This window comes from Tenacibaculum sp. MEBiC06402 (assembly GCF_049239625.1).
GTDB lineage: Bacteria > Bacteroidota > Bacteroidia > Flavobacteriales > Flavobacteriaceae > Polaribacter.
Genome location: NZ_JBMKKT010000069.1, coordinates 1 through 15,878 on the forward strand (window position 1 = coordinate 1; position 15,878 = coordinate 15,878).

Below are 15,878 nucleotides of genomic sequence, written 5' to 3' on the forward strand. Positions count from 1 at the left end.
TAGAAGTTAGAAGTTAGAAGTTAGAAGTTCTAAAAACATAGATTAACAGACAAGAAATTTTATCAAATTATATTCAGATAAATAATAAAAAATGAAAGGAGTTTTATTAGTAAACTTAGGATCACCAGACAGCACAAATCCTAAAGATGTAAAGAAATACTTAGATGAGTTTTTAATGGATGAACGCGTTATTGACGTTCCTTATTGGTTAAGGGCTTTTCTTGTTAGAGGTATCATTTTGAATACACGTCCGAAAAAATCGGCAGCAGCCTATCAAAAAATTTGGTGGGAAGAAGGTTCACCTCTAATTGTTCTTTCAGAAAGATTGCAAGCAAAAGTTCAAGATCAAACAGAATTACCTGTAGCCTTAGCGATGCGATATGGAAATCCATCTTTAAAATCTGGATTACAAGAATTATACGACAAAGGCGTTAAAGATGTTTTAATGATTCCTTTATATCCACAATTTGCAATGGCGACTACAGAAACGATTGTTGTGTTGGCAGAAGAATTAAGAAAAGAATTTTTCTCTGACATGAAAATCACGGACGTTCCTGCTTTTTATAACAAACCAGAATACATCAAAGCGCTTTCAAACAGTATAAAAGATTATTTATCTGACAAAGATTATGATCATATTATGTTCTCCTATCACGGAGTTCCAGAACGTCATATTCGTAAATCAGATATTACAAAATCTCATTGTAAAATAGATGGAAGTTGTTGTAATACTCCTTCCAAAGCGCACGAGTTTTGTTATAGACACCAATGCTTCCAAACTACTAAAAACGTGATTAGTGAATTAGGTTTAGATGAAGATAAAGTAACAACTACTTTTCAATCTCGTTTGGGAGTAGATCCTTGGTTACAGCCATACACAGACAGAACTTTAGTAAAAAAAGCGGAAAAAGACGGAGTTAAGAAGTTAGCCATCGTTACACCGGCATTCGTTTCAGACTGTTTAGAAACCTTAGAGGAAATAGCTATGGAAGGTAAAGAAGAATTTATCGAAGCAGGCGGAGAAGAATTCCACACGGTTCCTTGTATAAACGACAACGATGAATGGGTAGCTGTTTTAGCAAAATGGATTAACGAGTTTAAAGAAAACTAAATATGGATTTTTTATATGTTAAATCACTTCATATTATTTTCGTAGTAACTTGGTTTGCTGGGTTATTTTACATTGTTCGGCTTTTTATTTATCATGCAGAAGCTGAAAAGAAAGAAGAACCAGCAAAAGAAATACTTCAAACGCAATATAAATTAATGGAAAAAAGACTCTGGTATATTATTACATGGCCTTCTGCTGTTTTAGCGAGTATTTTTGCTTTTTGGATGTTAATTCAGAATCCTATTTACCTCGAAATGCCTTGGATGCACGTGAAGTTATCATTTGTTTTAGCTCTTTATTTTTATCACGGAAAATGTCATTCTATGTACAAACAACTTCAAAAAGATGAAGTGAAATATAGCTCGCTACAACTTCGAATTTGGAATGAAGTTGCTACAATTATTCTTTTTGCTGTTGTGTTTTTAGTAGTTCTTAAAAATGCTATCAACTGGATATGGGGTGTTGTTGGAATTATTTTAGTTTCAGTTTTATTGATGATGAGTGTTCGATTGTATAAAAAAATCAGAACTAAAAAGAGTTGGGATAAGTATGAAAAAACTTTACTAGAAAAGAATAAAGAAGAAGACGATAATTTAAGTTAATTAACTATCTTTAGATTTTAATTTTTAATCCCCCTAAATATGAAACGATTTATTTTACTTTCTGTCGTTATTCTTTCATTTTTTTCTTGTTCTTCTGATGATAATTCAGACAATGGAACTCAAAATCCAACACAAAATCAAGATCCAATTATAGGAACATGGAACTTAGAAAAAGATAATGGATTTGATGTGAATGCTTGTACTGGGCAAAGCGAATATGTTTTTACCAATGACGGAAAGTTTACTTTTACTGAGTACAGTACTGTAAACAACCAATGTACATTGAACTCTCAAAATTCTCATAATGGAGAGTGGACTAATAATGATGATGGAACTTACTACATCAAGAGACATGGTTACACTTCAGGAACAGACGCACCAATAAGTTTTGATAACAACAATCAAGATATGATTATTGGAAGATATACTTGGGCTAAGCAATAATCAATACTAAAATATTTTAACTTAAAGGATAAAAATTTAACTAATTTTTATCCTTTTATTGACTGCTCAAAAGGTATTCGATTGATAATACTTCTGCCTAAAGTAACCTCATCTGCGTATTCTAACTCATCTCCTACGGAAATTCCTCTAGCAATGGTAGATGTCGTAATACTATACTTTTCAATTTGTTTGTAAATGTAGAAGTTCGTAGTATCACCTTCCATAGTAGAACTCAAAGCAAAAATCAATTCTTTTACCTCTCCGTTTTTTACCTTTTCTACTAATGACTCTATGTTTAAGTTTTGTGGCCCAACTCCTTCTATTGGAGAAATTTTCCCTCCTAATACATGATATACCCCTCTAAATTGACCTGTGTTTTCAATCGCCATCACATCTCTTATATCTTCTACAACGCAAACCAATTCTTCTTTTCTATTCGGATTACTACAAATATCACATAAAATAGTATCTGAAATATTATGACATTTGTTGCATGATTTTACATCATTACGCAATTGAGTAATAGCCTCAGCCAAGTACTTAGTATTCTCTTTAGGCTGTTTTAATAAATGTAAAACCAATCGCAAAGCAGTTCGTTTACCAATACCGGGTAATCGACTTACTTCGTTCACTGCATTTTCGAGAAGTTTTGATGAAAAATCCATGCAGCGAAATTACAACAATATCAATAAAGAGAAAAGATAAAACGTACTCTTGTCTTTGTATGTTACTATCTTAAAATGTACCTTTGATTTATCAAATAAACTACAACAAGATGAGCGCAGAAATAAGAAATATAGAACCAAAATCAGTATGGAATCATTTTGCTGATTTAAACGCTGTTCCTCGTCCTTCTAAAAAAGAAGAACGTGTGATTCAGTTTATGGTGGACTTCGGAAAAAGTTTGAACTTAGAAACTTTTGTTGACAAAGTTGGGAATGTAATTATCCGAAAACCTGCAACTACTGGAATGGAAGACAGAAAGACCATCGTAATGCAAAGTCATTTAGACATGGTTCACCAAAAAAATTCGGACACGGATTTTGATTTTGATACGGAAGGAATTAAAATGTACATTGATGGTGATTGGGTAAAAGCAAAAGGAACAACTTTAGGTGCTGATAATGGTTTAGGTGTTGCTTCGATTATGGCTGTTTTATCTTCTACTGATATTCAACACCCAGCAATTGAAGCTTTATTCACAATAGATGAAGAAACTGGAATGACTGGAGCCATGGGACTTGAAGGTGGAATTTTAACTGGCGATATTTTATTAAACTTAGATACGGAAGAAGATGATGAAATTGGAATTGGTTGCGCAGGTGGTGTAGATATTACTGCAACTAGAACTTACGAATCTGAAAAAACTCCTGACAACACAATTGCTTTTGAACTTTCAGTTACTGGATTAAACGGAGGTCATTCTGGAATGGATATTCATAAAGGATTAGGAAATGCGAATAAAATAATGAACCGTTTACTATTTGATGGTTTTACTAATTACGGTTTACGCATCTCTGAAATCAATGGAGGAAGTTTACGCAATGCAATCCCTAGGGAAAGTTTCGCCACTGTTGTAATTGATAAGGTTTCAAAAGAACCTTTCTTATTTGAATTAAGTGAATTAATTAATGAAATTAAATCAGAATTTGCTTCTCTAGAGCCAAATTTATCGATTGAATTAAAAGAAATTTCACTTCCTGAAACAGTAATGGACTTAGGTGTTCAAATGGGGTTAATAAAGTCAATTTATGGTGCCTTAAACGGAGTTTACAGAATGAGTCCAGATATTGAAGATTTGGTAGAAACGTCTAATAATATTGCTCGAGTAATTGTTAAAGATGGAAGTATTAAAATTGGATGTTTAACACGTTCTTCATCTGAAACTAATAAATGGGATTTAGCAAATTCTTTACGATCTGTATTTGAATTGGCTGGATTTGAAGTTGAGTTTTCAGGTTCTTATCCTGGTTGGCTACCTAATATGAACTCAGATATTTTAAAGGTATTAAAGAAATTATATATAGAAATGAACAATGAAGAACCTCACGTCGCAGCATGTCACGCAGGTTTAGAATGTGGTATTCTTGGTCAGAATTATCCGAAAATGGATATGATTTCCTTTGGTCCAAACATTCGAGGAGCTCATAGTCCGGATGAAAGAGCACAAATTTCATCAATGCAAAAATTTTGGAATTACTTGTTAGAAATTCTTAAAAACATCCCTAGCAAAAACTAGGTGTATTTCAACTACTACTTTAAAAGTCATTCTATTTTAGAATGGCTTTTTTTTTATGAATTTTGACGATATCACAAATTAAATACGAAAACACATACAAAAACTCAAAACATCAGCATAATCATTGAATTTAACATTTTCTAAAAAATTAAATTATATCTTTATAATCCCTTACCAAGTTTAATTTAAAAACATAATGTTGATGAAAAAATTGCTATCGACCTTGGTAGTTATGTTCTCTTGTTTTTTAACCTACGGACAAGAACCATCACTTTACGCACAATTTGACAAAATAGTTGGTCAAAATAACACCCAGTTAAGTTATGGTATTATCTACAAAGAAAAGTACCGTAAAAAATTCAGAGACAATCATAATTTTTTTACTGAGGATTCTTTTAAAAAAGGAAGCATATTCTACCGCGGCGAACTCTTTACTGATGTTCAGTTAAAGTATGAACTAGTCGATGATTTTTTGGTTGTTAAACTTAATAATCAAGATCAACAAATCTCTGTTGTCCCAGAAAAAACTCTTGTAAAGTATTTCACCATAAATACTAAGAAATTTATTTATTCCAAATCCTATGGATTTTTAGAAGAGTTGCTCGTTCGAGAAGATTTTTCTGTATTAAAAAAGCACTTAAAAACGGTTAAAGAAAATAGAGACGCTGACTATAGATATCACACTTTTAAAAAGAAAAACAAAAACGTATTGTTATATAAAAATACGTTTTATGATATCGATTCGAAAAGGGATTTCTATACTATATTTCCAAAAAGCAAAAAGCAAATAGCCTCTTTTTACAAGTCAAATACTTTTTTATTAAAGAATGACTTTCCAACTTTTGTAGCCAAATTAATCACGTCTTTATCACAAGAAAAATAAAATGAAATTAGCCATTCAAAGAACTCTACTCGTCATTTTAATCTTGTTCTTTTCTACTTTGCATTCACAAGAAAAAAGAGAACCAATTTCAATCAGCGCCAGTAATTTAAGTAAAGAGGAAGTTATAAAGCTTATAGAAAGTAAATCTGATTATCGCTTCTATTTTATTAAAAGCTGGTTAGATGACGAAAAAGTAAGTTTCAATTTTAATAATGCTAAAATTTCCGATGTATTAGATACTTTATTCGGAGGAAGTACCATTAATTATTTTATTATGGACGATCATAAAATAATACTTACCAATGGTAACTTAATTAAAAAAAGTGTTTATGAAATTGACAATAATGAAAACACCAATAATTCCAACGCTCCTGTTCTTGTAAATACCGAAGGAAACAATATCATTAAAATAGGAAAAGAGGTTAGTAATAAAAAAAGTTTTTACACTTTAACAGGGAAAGTTATTAACGACAAAAACGGTGAACCGATTGAAGGTGTTACTATTTTCGAAAGAACAAAAAATATTTATACAACTACAAACAATAAAGGTTATTTTAAAATAAATCTTCCCTTTGGTGAAAATCAATTAGAAACATCATTTGTTGGTTTTGAAAGTGATTATAAGAACATCATTATTTTTAGTGATGGTAAGCTAAATTTTTCAATAAATGAAAAATCAGAACAGCTAGAAGAAGTTGTAATTAATGCAAACCGAACTAGAAATATTAGACAAACCATTGCCGGAATTAGCCAGATTAAGGCAAAAGAAATTAAGAAGATTCCTTTAGTATTAGGAGAACGAGATATTTTAAAAGTTGCTATTACACTTCCTTCTATAAAATCTACTGGAGAAGGCTCAGAAGGTGTAAATGTTAGAGGTGGTAAAGTAGATCAAAATTTATTTTTACTGGATAATGGAGTTATTTATAACCCAACGCATTTTCTTGGTTTATTTTCTGCGATTAATCCTTTTACAACTAATGACTTAAAAATATATACAGGAAATATACCTTCTGAATACGGTGGAAGATTATCATCTGTATTTGATATCCGAACAAAAGACCCAAATACAAAAGAATTTCAAGGAGAAGCTTCCATTGGTCCAGTTACAGGAAATGTAAACGTCGATATCCCTGTAGTTAAGGATAAATCAGGATTAATTTTGGGAGTTAGAAGCACATATTCAGATTGGATTCTTGGACTCGTAAACAACAAACAAATTGAAAATAGCAGCGTTTCTTTTTACGATGTAATTGCAAAGTATAAACATCAAATAGACGATAATAACGCCGTAAAAGCAACAGGATATTTCAGTAGAGATCAATTTCAAATTGCATCGGACACAATCAATAGATACGGAAATGTTATGGGTTCTTTAAATTGGGAACATGTGTTTAATGACAAGAATCGAGGAAACTTAGGCGTTTCACATAGTAGATATGCTTTTGATATAAATTATGAAAGTGATGATACCAACAAAGGTTTCGACCTGAATTATAATATTAGTGAAACTGATTTAAAAATTAAGTTACAATATGATTATTCAGACAAGCATAAATTTGATTATGGTTTAGAATCTAAACTCTACAATATAAGTCCGGGAACAATTCAACCAAACGGTTCCAATTCAACGGTAGTTCCTTTAAATATAGCCGAAGAAAAAGCTTTAGAAAATGCGCTGTTTATTTCTGATGAAATTACTTTAAGTAAGAAATTGAATTTCAACGTTGGATTACGCCTGAATCAATATTTAGCTCTAGGACCATCCGTTCAAAGAGAATATCAAAATAATGCACCGAAAAACGAAACAACTGTGGTAAATACAGTAGAATATGAGAACAATGAAGTTTTTAAAACCTATCATGGACTCAGTTATCGTTTATCAGGAAGATACGCTTTAAACAATACGTTATCTTTGAAAGGCAGCTTTAATAAATCTTTCCAATATATCCATCGATTAAATAATAATACTACTGCCACTCCTGTAGATACTTGGAGACTTTCCGACTCCAATATTAAACCACAAGAAGGAACACAACTATCTCTAGGAGTTTTCAAAAACATTAATGGAAATGATTACGAAATTAGCTTGGAAGGATATTATAAGAGATATCAAAATTTATTGGATTATAAAATTGGTGCAAATTTATTATTGAATGAAAATATTGAAACTGAAGTACTTCAAGGTAAAGGAAAGTCTTATGGTGCTGAATTTTTAATAAAGAAGAACCGAGGAAGATTAAACGGTTGGCTTGGATATAGTTATTCAAGGTCGTTGATTCAACTCGATAGTCAGTTTGATGAGGAAAGGGTGAATAATGGTGAATTTTTTTCAACAAACTACGATAAACCTCATGATTTAAATGCTGTATTAAATTTTAAGTTTACCGAACGATATAGTTTCTCTGCAAATTTCACATATCAAACAGGAAGACCTATCACCTACCCAACCGGTAAATTCATTTTTCAAGGTGCAGAATTTTTAACATATAGTAATCGAAATCAATTCAGAATTCCTGATTATTATCGTTTGGATATCGGAATTAATATTGAGGGAAATCATAAGATTAAAAAGTTCGCTCATAGTTTCTGGAATATTTCTGTTTATAACGTGTTAGGACGAAATAATCCTTACTCTGTATTTTTTCAAACGAATGCTAATGGTAATGTGGAAGCATATCAGAGCTCCATTTTTTCTGTGCCAATTCCAACCATTACATATAACTTTAAATTTTAAGTTGGCATGAAAAATATTAGACAATACATATACTTATTCATTGGTTTAATTACAATTAACAGCTGCATAGAACCGGTTGAATTCAACACAGTCACCGTTGATAGCAATCTTGTTGTAAACGCCATACTTACCAACGAACTTAAAAACCATAAAGTAGAATTATCAAGAACAATTCCTATTGACTCTACAAATTTAAGTCCAGAAAAAAATGCGAACGTAGTCATTACTGATGATATGGGTGGAATCTATGACTTCCAAGAAACTGAAGACGGAATTTATACTTCTGTGAATACTTTTGCTGCAGAAACAAATAAAAAATACACATTAACTATTGAAACAAGTGGTGGACAAAGTTATAGTTCATCCGAAGAAACATTACCTGCTAGTTCAACTGTTGGTGATATTGACATAAGTGTTGAAGAAAATGAGATAGACCAAATACAGGAATTAGTAATTAAGGCTAATAGCAACGCATCATCTGGTGAAGGAAAATATTACCGATATGAATATGATGAAACTTATAAAATAAAAACACCAATATGGAGTCAAAAGAAACTATTAATCATTTCCGATACTAGTCCGTATGAATTTGAATTAGTTGATAAAACTCCTGAAGAAGATGGAATTGGATTTTGTTATGGTAATCAAAAGTCAAAAAAAATATTAGTTACAGAAACTTTATCACTATCTCAAGATCAAGTAATTGGTTTTCCGATTAGACAAATTCCTCTCGATAGCTATATTATAGGGATTCGATACAGTATTTTAGTTAAACAATACGTAATCAATCAAAATACATTTGATTTTTATACTTTATTGGATAAATTTTCTAATCCTGATGATATTTTTTCACAAACACAAGTCGGAAACATTCCAAGTAATATTAAATCGGTTACTAATCCGCAAGAAGATAAAGTAATAGGTTTTTTCGAAGTTTCATCACTGTCGACTAAAAGAATTTTCTTTAATAGAGATGATATAACTGAATCAGTTTTTCAAAACTATCAAATACTTGCGTCATGTGCAGAGCGGGTAAATCCTGAAATTGAAGATTCCAGAGGACGTTCCCCGTTATTAGAAAGATTAAGAACTGGATGGATTTATCAAAGTCCACCAGATATTCCTATTATTCCACCAAACAGACCGTACCAATTAGCGTTAAAAATCTGCGGAGATTGTTCACATTTAGGGCCTGTAAATCCTCCTGACTTTTGGACTGAATAAAACTAAAGAATGAAAAAATTAAAAAAAATATCATATTTATTTTTAGCATTTTTAGCCAGTAGTTGTATAGAATCTGTTGAACTTACCAACAATTCTTTTGAAAGTAATTTAGTGGTTAAAGCTATTATCACAAACGAGATAAAAAATCATACTGTCGAGCTATCTCGCACTACACCAATTGATTCGGACGAAATTATTTCTGAACGAAATGCGACTGTCTCTGTAACAGATGATTCTGGAATTATATACTCTTTTCAAGAAACAGGTAATGGTATCTACACTTCAACTCAAACTTTTGCTGCTCAACCCAGCAAAAAATACACATTAAACATACAAACCTCCGACGGAGAAAAATACAGTTCTAAAGAAGAACAATTACCTAATATTGGAGAGATTAACGATATAACAGCAAATATCGACACTAATATTGATGATGAATCAATCATTGCTTTTAAGGTAAATGCCTCTGGAAATAATATTGATGGAAGTTATTATCGCTATGAATATGATGAAACCTATAAAATAAAAGCATTTATATGGAATTCTAAACGAATTAGAGTGCTGTCAGATGTTTCCCCTTATGATTTTGATTTAGTTGATAAAGAGCCTGAAATTTATGGTGAGGGATTTTGTTATGGTAGGAACAAATCAAACAATTTAATGATTACCGAAACCAAAACGTTAGCTCAAGATCAAGTTCAAGGTTTTCCAATACGAGAAATCCCGCTAGAAAGCTATATTGTTGGTGTAAGGTATAGTATACTTTTAACACAATACATCCTCAATCAAAACACATACGATTATTACCAATTGCTAGATAAATTCTCGGGTCCTAATGATATTTTTTCTCAGACTCAGGTAGGTAATATTCCTAGTAATATAAAATCTGAGTCCAACTCTTCTGAGAACAATGTAATTGGTTTTTTTGAAGTCTCTTCTGTTAATAAAAAACGTTTTTTCTTCAATAGAAGTGATATTACCGATATTACCTATAAAAACTACACAGATTCTAACGCTTGTAATGAGTTCCCAAAACCGCTTTTTGAGGATGACTTTGGAAACTCTCCATTGTTAGAATTTTTAGAAACACATATTTTTTACAATGAACCTCCAGGTGGAATTGGCGGATCATCTAATTCTCCTTATGAGGTTGTGCTCAGACAATGTGGAGATTGCTCTCATTTAGGTCCTGTTCAAAAACCTGATTTTTGGGTCGATTAAAATTAAAAAAATGAAAAGACTATTATTAATTATAACACTAGCCGTAACTTCAATTGGAGTAGCTCAATCCGCAGCGAAAAATGAAATAGGCAGTACTTTGCAGAAGTTTCCAAATGAAAGGATAAATATTCATATAAATAATGATTTTCTTATTTCTGGAGAAAAGTTGTTTTATAAAGTCTATTGTTTAAATAGTGAAAATCAATTCACAAACTATAGTAAAATAGCTTACATCGAATTAGTAAATCAAGATAACAAGAGTGTTCTTAAGCAAAAAATAACACTAAGTAACGGAAAAGGCTACGGAGATTTCTTTATTGATGCCAAAGTGAAAACAGGATCGTACAAACTAATAGCATACACGAACTGGATGCTCAACAAAAATAATTTCTTTGAAAAAAATGTCATCATTATTAATCCTTTTTCAGATAAGTTGATGGTTGAAGAAACGAACGAAAACGCGGCAACTACAATAACATCTTCGAGTAATGAGAGTTCAGGAGAGTATTTTAAAAGTGTAAAAAACACATATGCAAAAAGAGAAAAAATTAAGCTCGATTTATCAAATGAAGTCTTTTCAAAAATTAATACTGATTTTTCTATATCCGTAGGACTGAAAAACAACTATGAAATTGCACCAGCAGAGAATACAAATACAACAGCAAATGGAAGTAATACGTTGTTCATTCCAGAGTTAAGAGGTTCGCTGATAAAAGGGAAAATAAATTCCAAAACAGGTAAACTTCTGAATGTAAAGCTTGCTCTTACTTATGGAAATAAAACATCTCTTCCCTTAACAGCAATCACTAATGAGTTTGGTGAGTTTTACTTCAATATTGAAAACCTGAACACAAAGGAAGTTTATATAACGGTTATCGAGAAAAATAAGTCAGACTATACGATTGAGTTAGTTGAATTTGGAAAATTAAATCACGAGTTTTCAAAGTTTGCTCCAATTCAACTGAACAAAGAAATTGTAACACTAATAAAAAACAGAAGTTTATATTCTCAAATTGAAAATGCATATTATACTGTAAAAAAAGATTCAGTTTTAAAGACAACAACAAAAGACCTTTTACTAGAAAATATTGCCATTAAATATCCTTTAGATGACTATACTAGATTCAACACCGTAAAAGAAACTTTTATCGAAGTAATTGAAGGTGCAGGATTTTATAAAAAAGGAGATGAATATCAAATTAATGTAACTGATACAGATGCTTCTGAAACGCTGAATTATTTACCATCTTTATTAATTATTGATGGTAGAATCATTATGAATCACACAAATTTTATGAACTACAATTCAAGAAACATCAAAACTATTTCCTTAGTAAAAGATAAATACTACTACGGGAATGCTATCTATCAAGGTATTGTAGTTGTAGAAACGTTTAAAGGTGATTATTCTGAAGGCAGTAATGATTATACAAAGTTTGAAGTTAAACCAGTGCAACCGGAAAAAATATACTTCTTTCAAAAACATAATCAAAATGACTCTAGAATTCCGGATTTCAGAACGCAAATCTACTGGAATCCTTCTGTAAATATCAAAACAAAGGAACTATCTTTTTATTCTTCTGATGTTTCAGGAACATACGAAATCGTGGTTAGAGGTTATGATACAAACGGTAAATTATTATCAATGAAACAAGAATTTACAGTGAAATAAGCCAATAATTTTTATTAGTCTTTTTTCGTTACATTTATGCAATGAATTTTCTGGCTCATTTGTATTTATCTCCCAATAATCCTCATATAATGCTTGGCAATTTTATTGCCGATCACGTTAGAGGTAATAAATTCAAACACTTACCAGAAGATATCCAAAAAGGAATTTACCTTCACCGTAAAATAGACACTTTTACAGATTCAAATGAAATTGTTCGAATTAGCAAACGCCGCTTGCACGAGAGATATAGACATTATGATGGCGTGATTATCGATATTTTTTACGATCATTTCTTAGCTAAAAATTGGGATGATTACTCTCAAATTCCATTAGATATTTATACGAATAGTATTTATAATTATTTACAAAGTCAACATAATATACTTCCTGATAAAACCAAAGAACTTCTTCCGTACATGATTCAGTATAACTGGTTGTATAATTATCAATTCACGGAAGGTATAAGAGATATTTTACATGGAATGAACAGAAGAACAAAAGGGAAATCAAAAATGAATTTGGCAATTGAAGACCTACAAATACATTATTCTGAGTTTGAAAATGATTTTCAAACCTTTATGTTCGAGCTAATTAATTTTGTTTCTATTGAAATTGAAAAACTATGAGAATTAATCAACTTTTACCTTTAGCCCTATTTTTATTCTTATTCAATTGTAAACCTCAACCAGAAATTGGCTTAACAACTGAAAAAGCAATGGTTGTTTCTGCCAGAGCTGAAGCTTCAAAAATTGGAGCAGATATTTTAAAAAATGGAGGAAATGCTTTTGATGCAATGGCGGCAACCGAATTAGCACTTGCTGTTGCATACCCTTATGCTGGAAATTTAGGTGGCGGTGGATTTATGGTTTACAGGAAAAATAACGGAGAAATTGGCGCACTAGATTACAGAGAAAAAGCACCGCTCAGTGCTTCAAAAAACATGTACCTAGATTCTCTTGGTAATGTTATTCAAGGTAAAAGTACATTGGGAGCTATGGCCGTTGGTGTTCCCGGAACTATTGCTGGTGTTTTCGCTTCTCATGAAAAATTTGGCAGTTTACCAATTGAAGACATTTTAAAACCGGTTATTGAGTTAGCTAAAAAAGGAGTTATTGTTACCGAAAAGCAACAAAAAAGGTTAGAAAAACATACGCCTAATTTTAGAAAAGCAAATAAAAACACTATTCTTCTTGACAATAATTGGAAAAAGGATGATACTATAAAATATCTTTCACTAGCAGAAACTCTGATTAGAATTCAAAAAAACGGTAGAGATGAATTTTACAAAGGAGAAACTGCAAAAATTCTAGCAAAATTTCTTCAAGATAATGGTGGAATTATAACAGAAGAAGATTTAGCAAAATATGAGGCTAAATGGAGAACTCCAGTTGTATTTACTTATGATAATTTAAAAATTATTTCGATGGCACCTCCTTCAAGCGGTGGTGTTTGTTTAGCTCAAATCATGAATGCTATAGAACCATATAATATTGAACAATACCAACACAATAGCACAGAATATATTCAATTATTAGTCGAAGCAGAAAGAAGAGCCTATGCCGATAGAAGTCATTTTTTAGGAGATCCAGATTTTGTAAAAATTCCATTAACAGAATTGATTAGTAAGAAATATGCGAATTCAAGAATGGAGAATTTTTCATTCGAAAAACCCACTCCATCTTCTGAAGTATCTCATGGCGAAATTACATTTACTGAAAGCAATGAAACCACCCACTACTCTATCGTCGATCAGTTTGGAAATGCTGTTTCTGTCACCTCTACTTTAAACGGAGCTTACGGTTCAAAACTTTACTGTTCTGAGTTAGGGTTCTTTTTGAATAATGAAATGGACGATTTTAGCAGCAAACCTGGCACACCTAATATGTTTGGATTAATTGGCGCAGAAGCAAACAAAATAGAGCCAGAAAAACGTATGCTTAGTTCTATGACGCCAACCATTGTTGAAAAAAATGGAAAGCTATTTATGGTAGTTGGAACTCCTGGTGGTTCTACAATTATTACCTCTGTTTTACAAACTATCCTAAATGTTCATGAATACAAAATGGGAATGCAAGAGGCAGTTAACAAACCACGTTTCCATCATCAGTGGTTACCAGATGAAATAAAAATGGAACCAAATAGCTTTGCAAACAACGTTAAAAAACAACTTAATAATCTAGGTTATAAAATCGACGAAACCAATTCGCCTGTAATCGGTAAAGTAGATGCAATTCTAGTTTTACCTGATGGAAAACTTGAAGGCGGTGCCGACCACCGTGGAGATGATGCCGCATCGGGATTTTAAAAAAATCCTAATTCTTTGTTATAGTTTCTTAATTCATTAAAGAATAAATTTACGTTTCTATATATTGCATCATGCGAATGTTAAAGAACGTACTTTTATTTCAGAGCAAAATTCTGCCAATATCTCTAGTTATCTCATTTTTAATTGGTGGTTTTACACCAATTCCAACCAAACTAACTGCACTAGGCTTATGTATTATTGCTCCTTGTAATCATTTTTACTTTTATAATCTTTTGAATAAGAATCAATATTTCTATTATTACAATTTAGGTATAAGAAGTTCAAAACTTTGGATATCAACAGGATTTGTTAGTTTAATTAGCTTTTTTATCTTTTTATTTTCATGAGTAAACTTCACGTAGATAGTGTTAGAAAATTATATGACAACAATGTAATTTTAAGTGATGTATTTCTCTCTTGTAAAACAGGAGAAATAAAAGGACTAATAGGCAGAAATGGCTCGGGAAAATCAACACTTTTAAAAATAATCTTCGGAATAGAAAAGGCTGAATTTAGTTTCGTAAGAGTAAACGATAAAATCATCCGAAATATATCTGATGGACGAAATTTAATCAACTATTTACCTCAAGACAACTTTTTACCCAACAATATTAAAATCAAGCATCTTATCCACTTATTTCTTGGAAAGAAGAAAGGAAAAATCCTTGCAGAAAACCCTCATATAAAACCACTTCTAAATAAAACTAACAATGTGTTATCAGGAGGTGAAAAAAGAATTGTTGAAATTTTACTTATTCTAAATTCAAAAGCAGATTTTATTTTACTTGATGAACCTTTTAATGGTGTTAGCCCAATAGTTCGTGAACAAATAATATCCATAATAAAAAGTAACAAAAAATCTAAAGGAATTATTATTACAGACCACGATTATAGAAACATTATAAAAGTTTCTGATAAAATAATTTTTCTAAAGGACGGTCATTTAAAGGAAATAAAAAACCAGGATGAATTAATCCAACTTGGTTATCTCTCTGAATAAACTCACATCATTACTTTTTCATTTTCAGCTTAAATAATTAAATTGCTTGTGTAACTACAAATAGTATTTATATACTAATAAATAAAAACAACCAAATGATCTTAACTACCACTAACGCTATCGAAGGTTTCAAAATCATAGAATATAAAGGAATCGTTACTGGAATTTCTTATAATTCTTCATTCTCTTATAAAGGAAGTAAAATGTCCTTTAAAGACATGTTCAGCATGAAAAAATATTATGAAGCCTATGAATCAGCTCTAGAAAAAATAAAAGAAGAAGCTTTTCAAAAACTACAACAAAATGCTAAAAACCTAAATGCTAATGCTGTAGTGGGAATTAAAGTTGATATCGAAACCATTGCAAATTCTTCTGCTTTAGTCGTTTCGGTGACAGGAACCGCCGTTTATGTTGCTTCTTAAAAGAATAATTAATCTTAC

General features: G+C 31.2%; 14 protein-coding genes. 13 read left to right on the forward strand and 1 reads right to left on the reverse strand.

Annotated elements, in window-relative coordinates; translation table 11 throughout:
• The first annotated feature begins 91 nt into the window (after positions 1-91).
• Genes hemH through ACOSP6_RS00920 form a run of 3 tightly spaced genes read left to right on the forward strand, consistent with a single transcriptional unit; the run spans position 92 to position 2,157 of the window.
• Entirely contained in the window at positions 92-1,111 is a 1,020-nt protein-coding gene (hemH, locus tag ACOSP6_RS00910) for a ferrochelatase (protein WP_422093763.1), read from the forward strand.
• Positions 1,112-1,113: 2 nt separating this feature from the next.
• Positions 1,114-1,713 carry a CopD family protein gene (locus ACOSP6_RS00915; RefSeq protein ID WP_422093762.1) on the forward strand — a complete coding sequence of 200 codons (600 nt, stop codon included), beginning with the start codon at positions 1,114-1,116 and terminating at the stop codon, positions 1,711-1,713.
• A 39-nt stretch (positions 1,714-1,752) separates the two neighbouring features.
• The gene (locus tag ACOSP6_RS00920) at positions 1,753-2,157 is read left to right on the forward strand and encodes a lipocalin family protein (protein ID WP_422093761.1); all 405 of its coding nucleotides are present in this window, start codon (positions 1,753-1,755) and stop codon (positions 2,155-2,157) included.
• Between the two features lie 47 nt (positions 2,158-2,204).
• On the opposite strand, the gene recR is transcribed toward ACOSP6_RS00920, so the two are convergent.
• Positions 2,205-2,822: a recombination mediator RecR gene (gene recR, locus ACOSP6_RS00925; RefSeq protein ID WP_422093760.1), complete on the reverse strand. Its 618-nt coding sequence runs from the start codon at positions 2,820-2,822 to the stop codon at positions 2,205-2,207.
• Positions 2,823-2,932: 110 nt separating this feature from the next.
• On the opposite strand from recR, the gene ACOSP6_RS00930 reads away from it, so the two are divergent.
• From ACOSP6_RS00930 to ACOSP6_RS00975, 10 genes are all read left to right on the forward strand, one after another.
• A complete protein-coding gene (locus ACOSP6_RS00930) occupies positions 2,933-4,396 on the forward strand; it encodes an aminoacyl-histidine dipeptidase (RefSeq protein ID WP_422093759.1) in 1,464 nt (487 codons plus the stop codon).
• A 202-nt stretch (positions 4,397-4,598) separates the two neighbouring features.
• The gene (locus tag ACOSP6_RS00935; RefSeq protein ID WP_422093758.1) at positions 4,599-5,279 is read left to right on the forward strand and encodes a hypothetical protein; all 681 of its coding nucleotides are present in this window, start codon (positions 4,599-4,601) and stop codon (positions 5,277-5,279) included.
• A gap of 1 nt (position 5,280) precedes the next feature.
• Positions 5,281-8,016, forward strand: a complete 2,736-nt coding sequence (locus tag ACOSP6_RS00940; protein WP_422093757.1) for a TonB-dependent receptor — start codon at positions 5,281-5,283, stop codon at positions 8,014-8,016.
• Between the two features lie 6 nt (positions 8,017-8,022).
• The gene (locus tag ACOSP6_RS00945; RefSeq protein WP_422093756.1) at positions 8,023-9,240 is read left to right on the forward strand and encodes a DUF4249 domain-containing protein; all 1,218 of its coding nucleotides are present in this window, start codon (positions 8,023-8,025) and stop codon (positions 9,238-9,240) included.
• A 9-nt stretch (positions 9,241-9,249) separates the two neighbouring features.
• Positions 9,250-10,461: a DUF4249 domain-containing protein gene (locus tag ACOSP6_RS00950; protein ID WP_422093755.1), complete on the forward strand. Its 1,212-nt coding sequence runs from the start codon at positions 9,250-9,252 to the stop codon at positions 10,459-10,461.
• A 10-nt stretch (positions 10,462-10,471) separates the two neighbouring features.
• Positions 10,472-12,133 (forward strand): hypothetical protein, encoded by a 1,662-nt coding sequence (locus tag ACOSP6_RS00955; protein ID WP_422093754.1) that lies wholly within the window; start codon positions 10,472-10,474, stop codon positions 12,131-12,133.
• A gap of 41 nt (positions 12,134-12,174) precedes the next feature.
• Complete coding sequence (locus ACOSP6_RS00960) at positions 12,175-12,759, forward strand: ACP phosphodiesterase (RefSeq protein ID WP_422093753.1); 585 nt, start codon at positions 12,175-12,177, stop codon at positions 12,757-12,759.
• A complete protein-coding gene (gene ggt, locus ACOSP6_RS00965) occupies positions 12,756-14,438 on the forward strand; it encodes a gamma-glutamyltransferase (RefSeq protein WP_422093752.1) in 1,683 nt (560 codons plus the stop codon). The genes ACOSP6_RS00960 and ggt overlap by 4 nt, the downstream gene beginning before the upstream one ends.
• A gap of 343 nt (positions 14,439-14,781) precedes the next feature.
• On the forward strand, positions 14,782-15,438 hold the full coding sequence (locus ACOSP6_RS00970; protein ID WP_422093751.1) for an ATP-binding cassette domain-containing protein: 657 nt from the start codon (positions 14,782-14,784) through the stop codon (positions 15,436-15,438).
• Positions 15,439-15,533: 95 nt separating this feature from the next.
• The gene (locus ACOSP6_RS00975) at positions 15,534-15,860 is read left to right on the forward strand and encodes a YbjQ family protein (RefSeq protein WP_422093750.1); all 327 of its coding nucleotides are present in this window, start codon (positions 15,534-15,536) and stop codon (positions 15,858-15,860) included.
• Positions 15,861-15,878: the final 18 nt, after the last annotated feature.

What these genes read in the sequence shown, in the direction of transcription:
- hemH (WP_422093763.1), top strand. Translation starts at nt 92, where the DNA reads ATGAAAGGAGTTTTATTAGTAAACTTAGGATCACCAGACAGCACAAAT.
- ACOSP6_RS00915 (WP_422093762.1), top strand. Translation starts at nt 1,114, where the DNA reads ATGGATTTTTTATATGTTAAATCACTTCATATTATTTTCGTAGTAACT.
- ACOSP6_RS00920 (WP_422093761.1), top strand. Translation starts at nt 1,753, where the DNA reads ATGAAACGATTTATTTTACTTTCTGTCGTTATTCTTTCATTTTTTTCT.
- recR (WP_422093760.1), bottom strand. Translation starts at nt 2,822, where the DNA reads ATGGATTTTTCATCAAAACTTCTCGAAAATGCAGTGAACGAAGTAAGT.
- ACOSP6_RS00930 (WP_422093759.1), top strand. Translation starts at nt 2,933, where the DNA reads ATGAGCGCAGAAATAAGAAATATAGAACCAAAATCAGTATGGAATCAT.
- ACOSP6_RS00935 (WP_422093758.1), top strand. Translation starts at nt 4,599, where the DNA reads ATGAAAAAATTGCTATCGACCTTGGTAGTTATGTTCTCTTGTTTTTTA.
- ACOSP6_RS00940 (WP_422093757.1), top strand. Translation starts at nt 5,281, where the DNA reads ATGAAATTAGCCATTCAAAGAACTCTACTCGTCATTTTAATCTTGTTC.
- ACOSP6_RS00945 (WP_422093756.1), top strand. Translation starts at nt 8,023, where the DNA reads ATGAAAAATATTAGACAATACATATACTTATTCATTGGTTTAATTACA.
- ACOSP6_RS00950 (WP_422093755.1), top strand. Translation starts at nt 9,250, where the DNA reads ATGAAAAAATTAAAAAAAATATCATATTTATTTTTAGCATTTTTAGCC.
- ACOSP6_RS00955 (WP_422093754.1), top strand. Translation starts at nt 10,472, where the DNA reads ATGAAAAGACTATTATTAATTATAACACTAGCCGTAACTTCAATTGGA.
- ACOSP6_RS00960 (WP_422093753.1), top strand. Translation starts at nt 12,175, where the DNA reads ATGAATTTTCTGGCTCATTTGTATTTATCTCCCAATAATCCTCATATA.
- ggt (WP_422093752.1), top strand. Translation starts at nt 12,756, where the DNA reads ATGAGAATTAATCAACTTTTACCTTTAGCCCTATTTTTATTCTTATTC.
- ACOSP6_RS00970 (WP_422093751.1), top strand. Translation starts at nt 14,782, where the DNA reads ATGAGTAAACTTCACGTAGATAGTGTTAGAAAATTATATGACAACAAT.
- ACOSP6_RS00975 (WP_422093750.1), top strand. Translation starts at nt 15,534, where the DNA reads ATGATCTTAACTACCACTAACGCTATCGAAGGTTTCAAAATCATAGAA.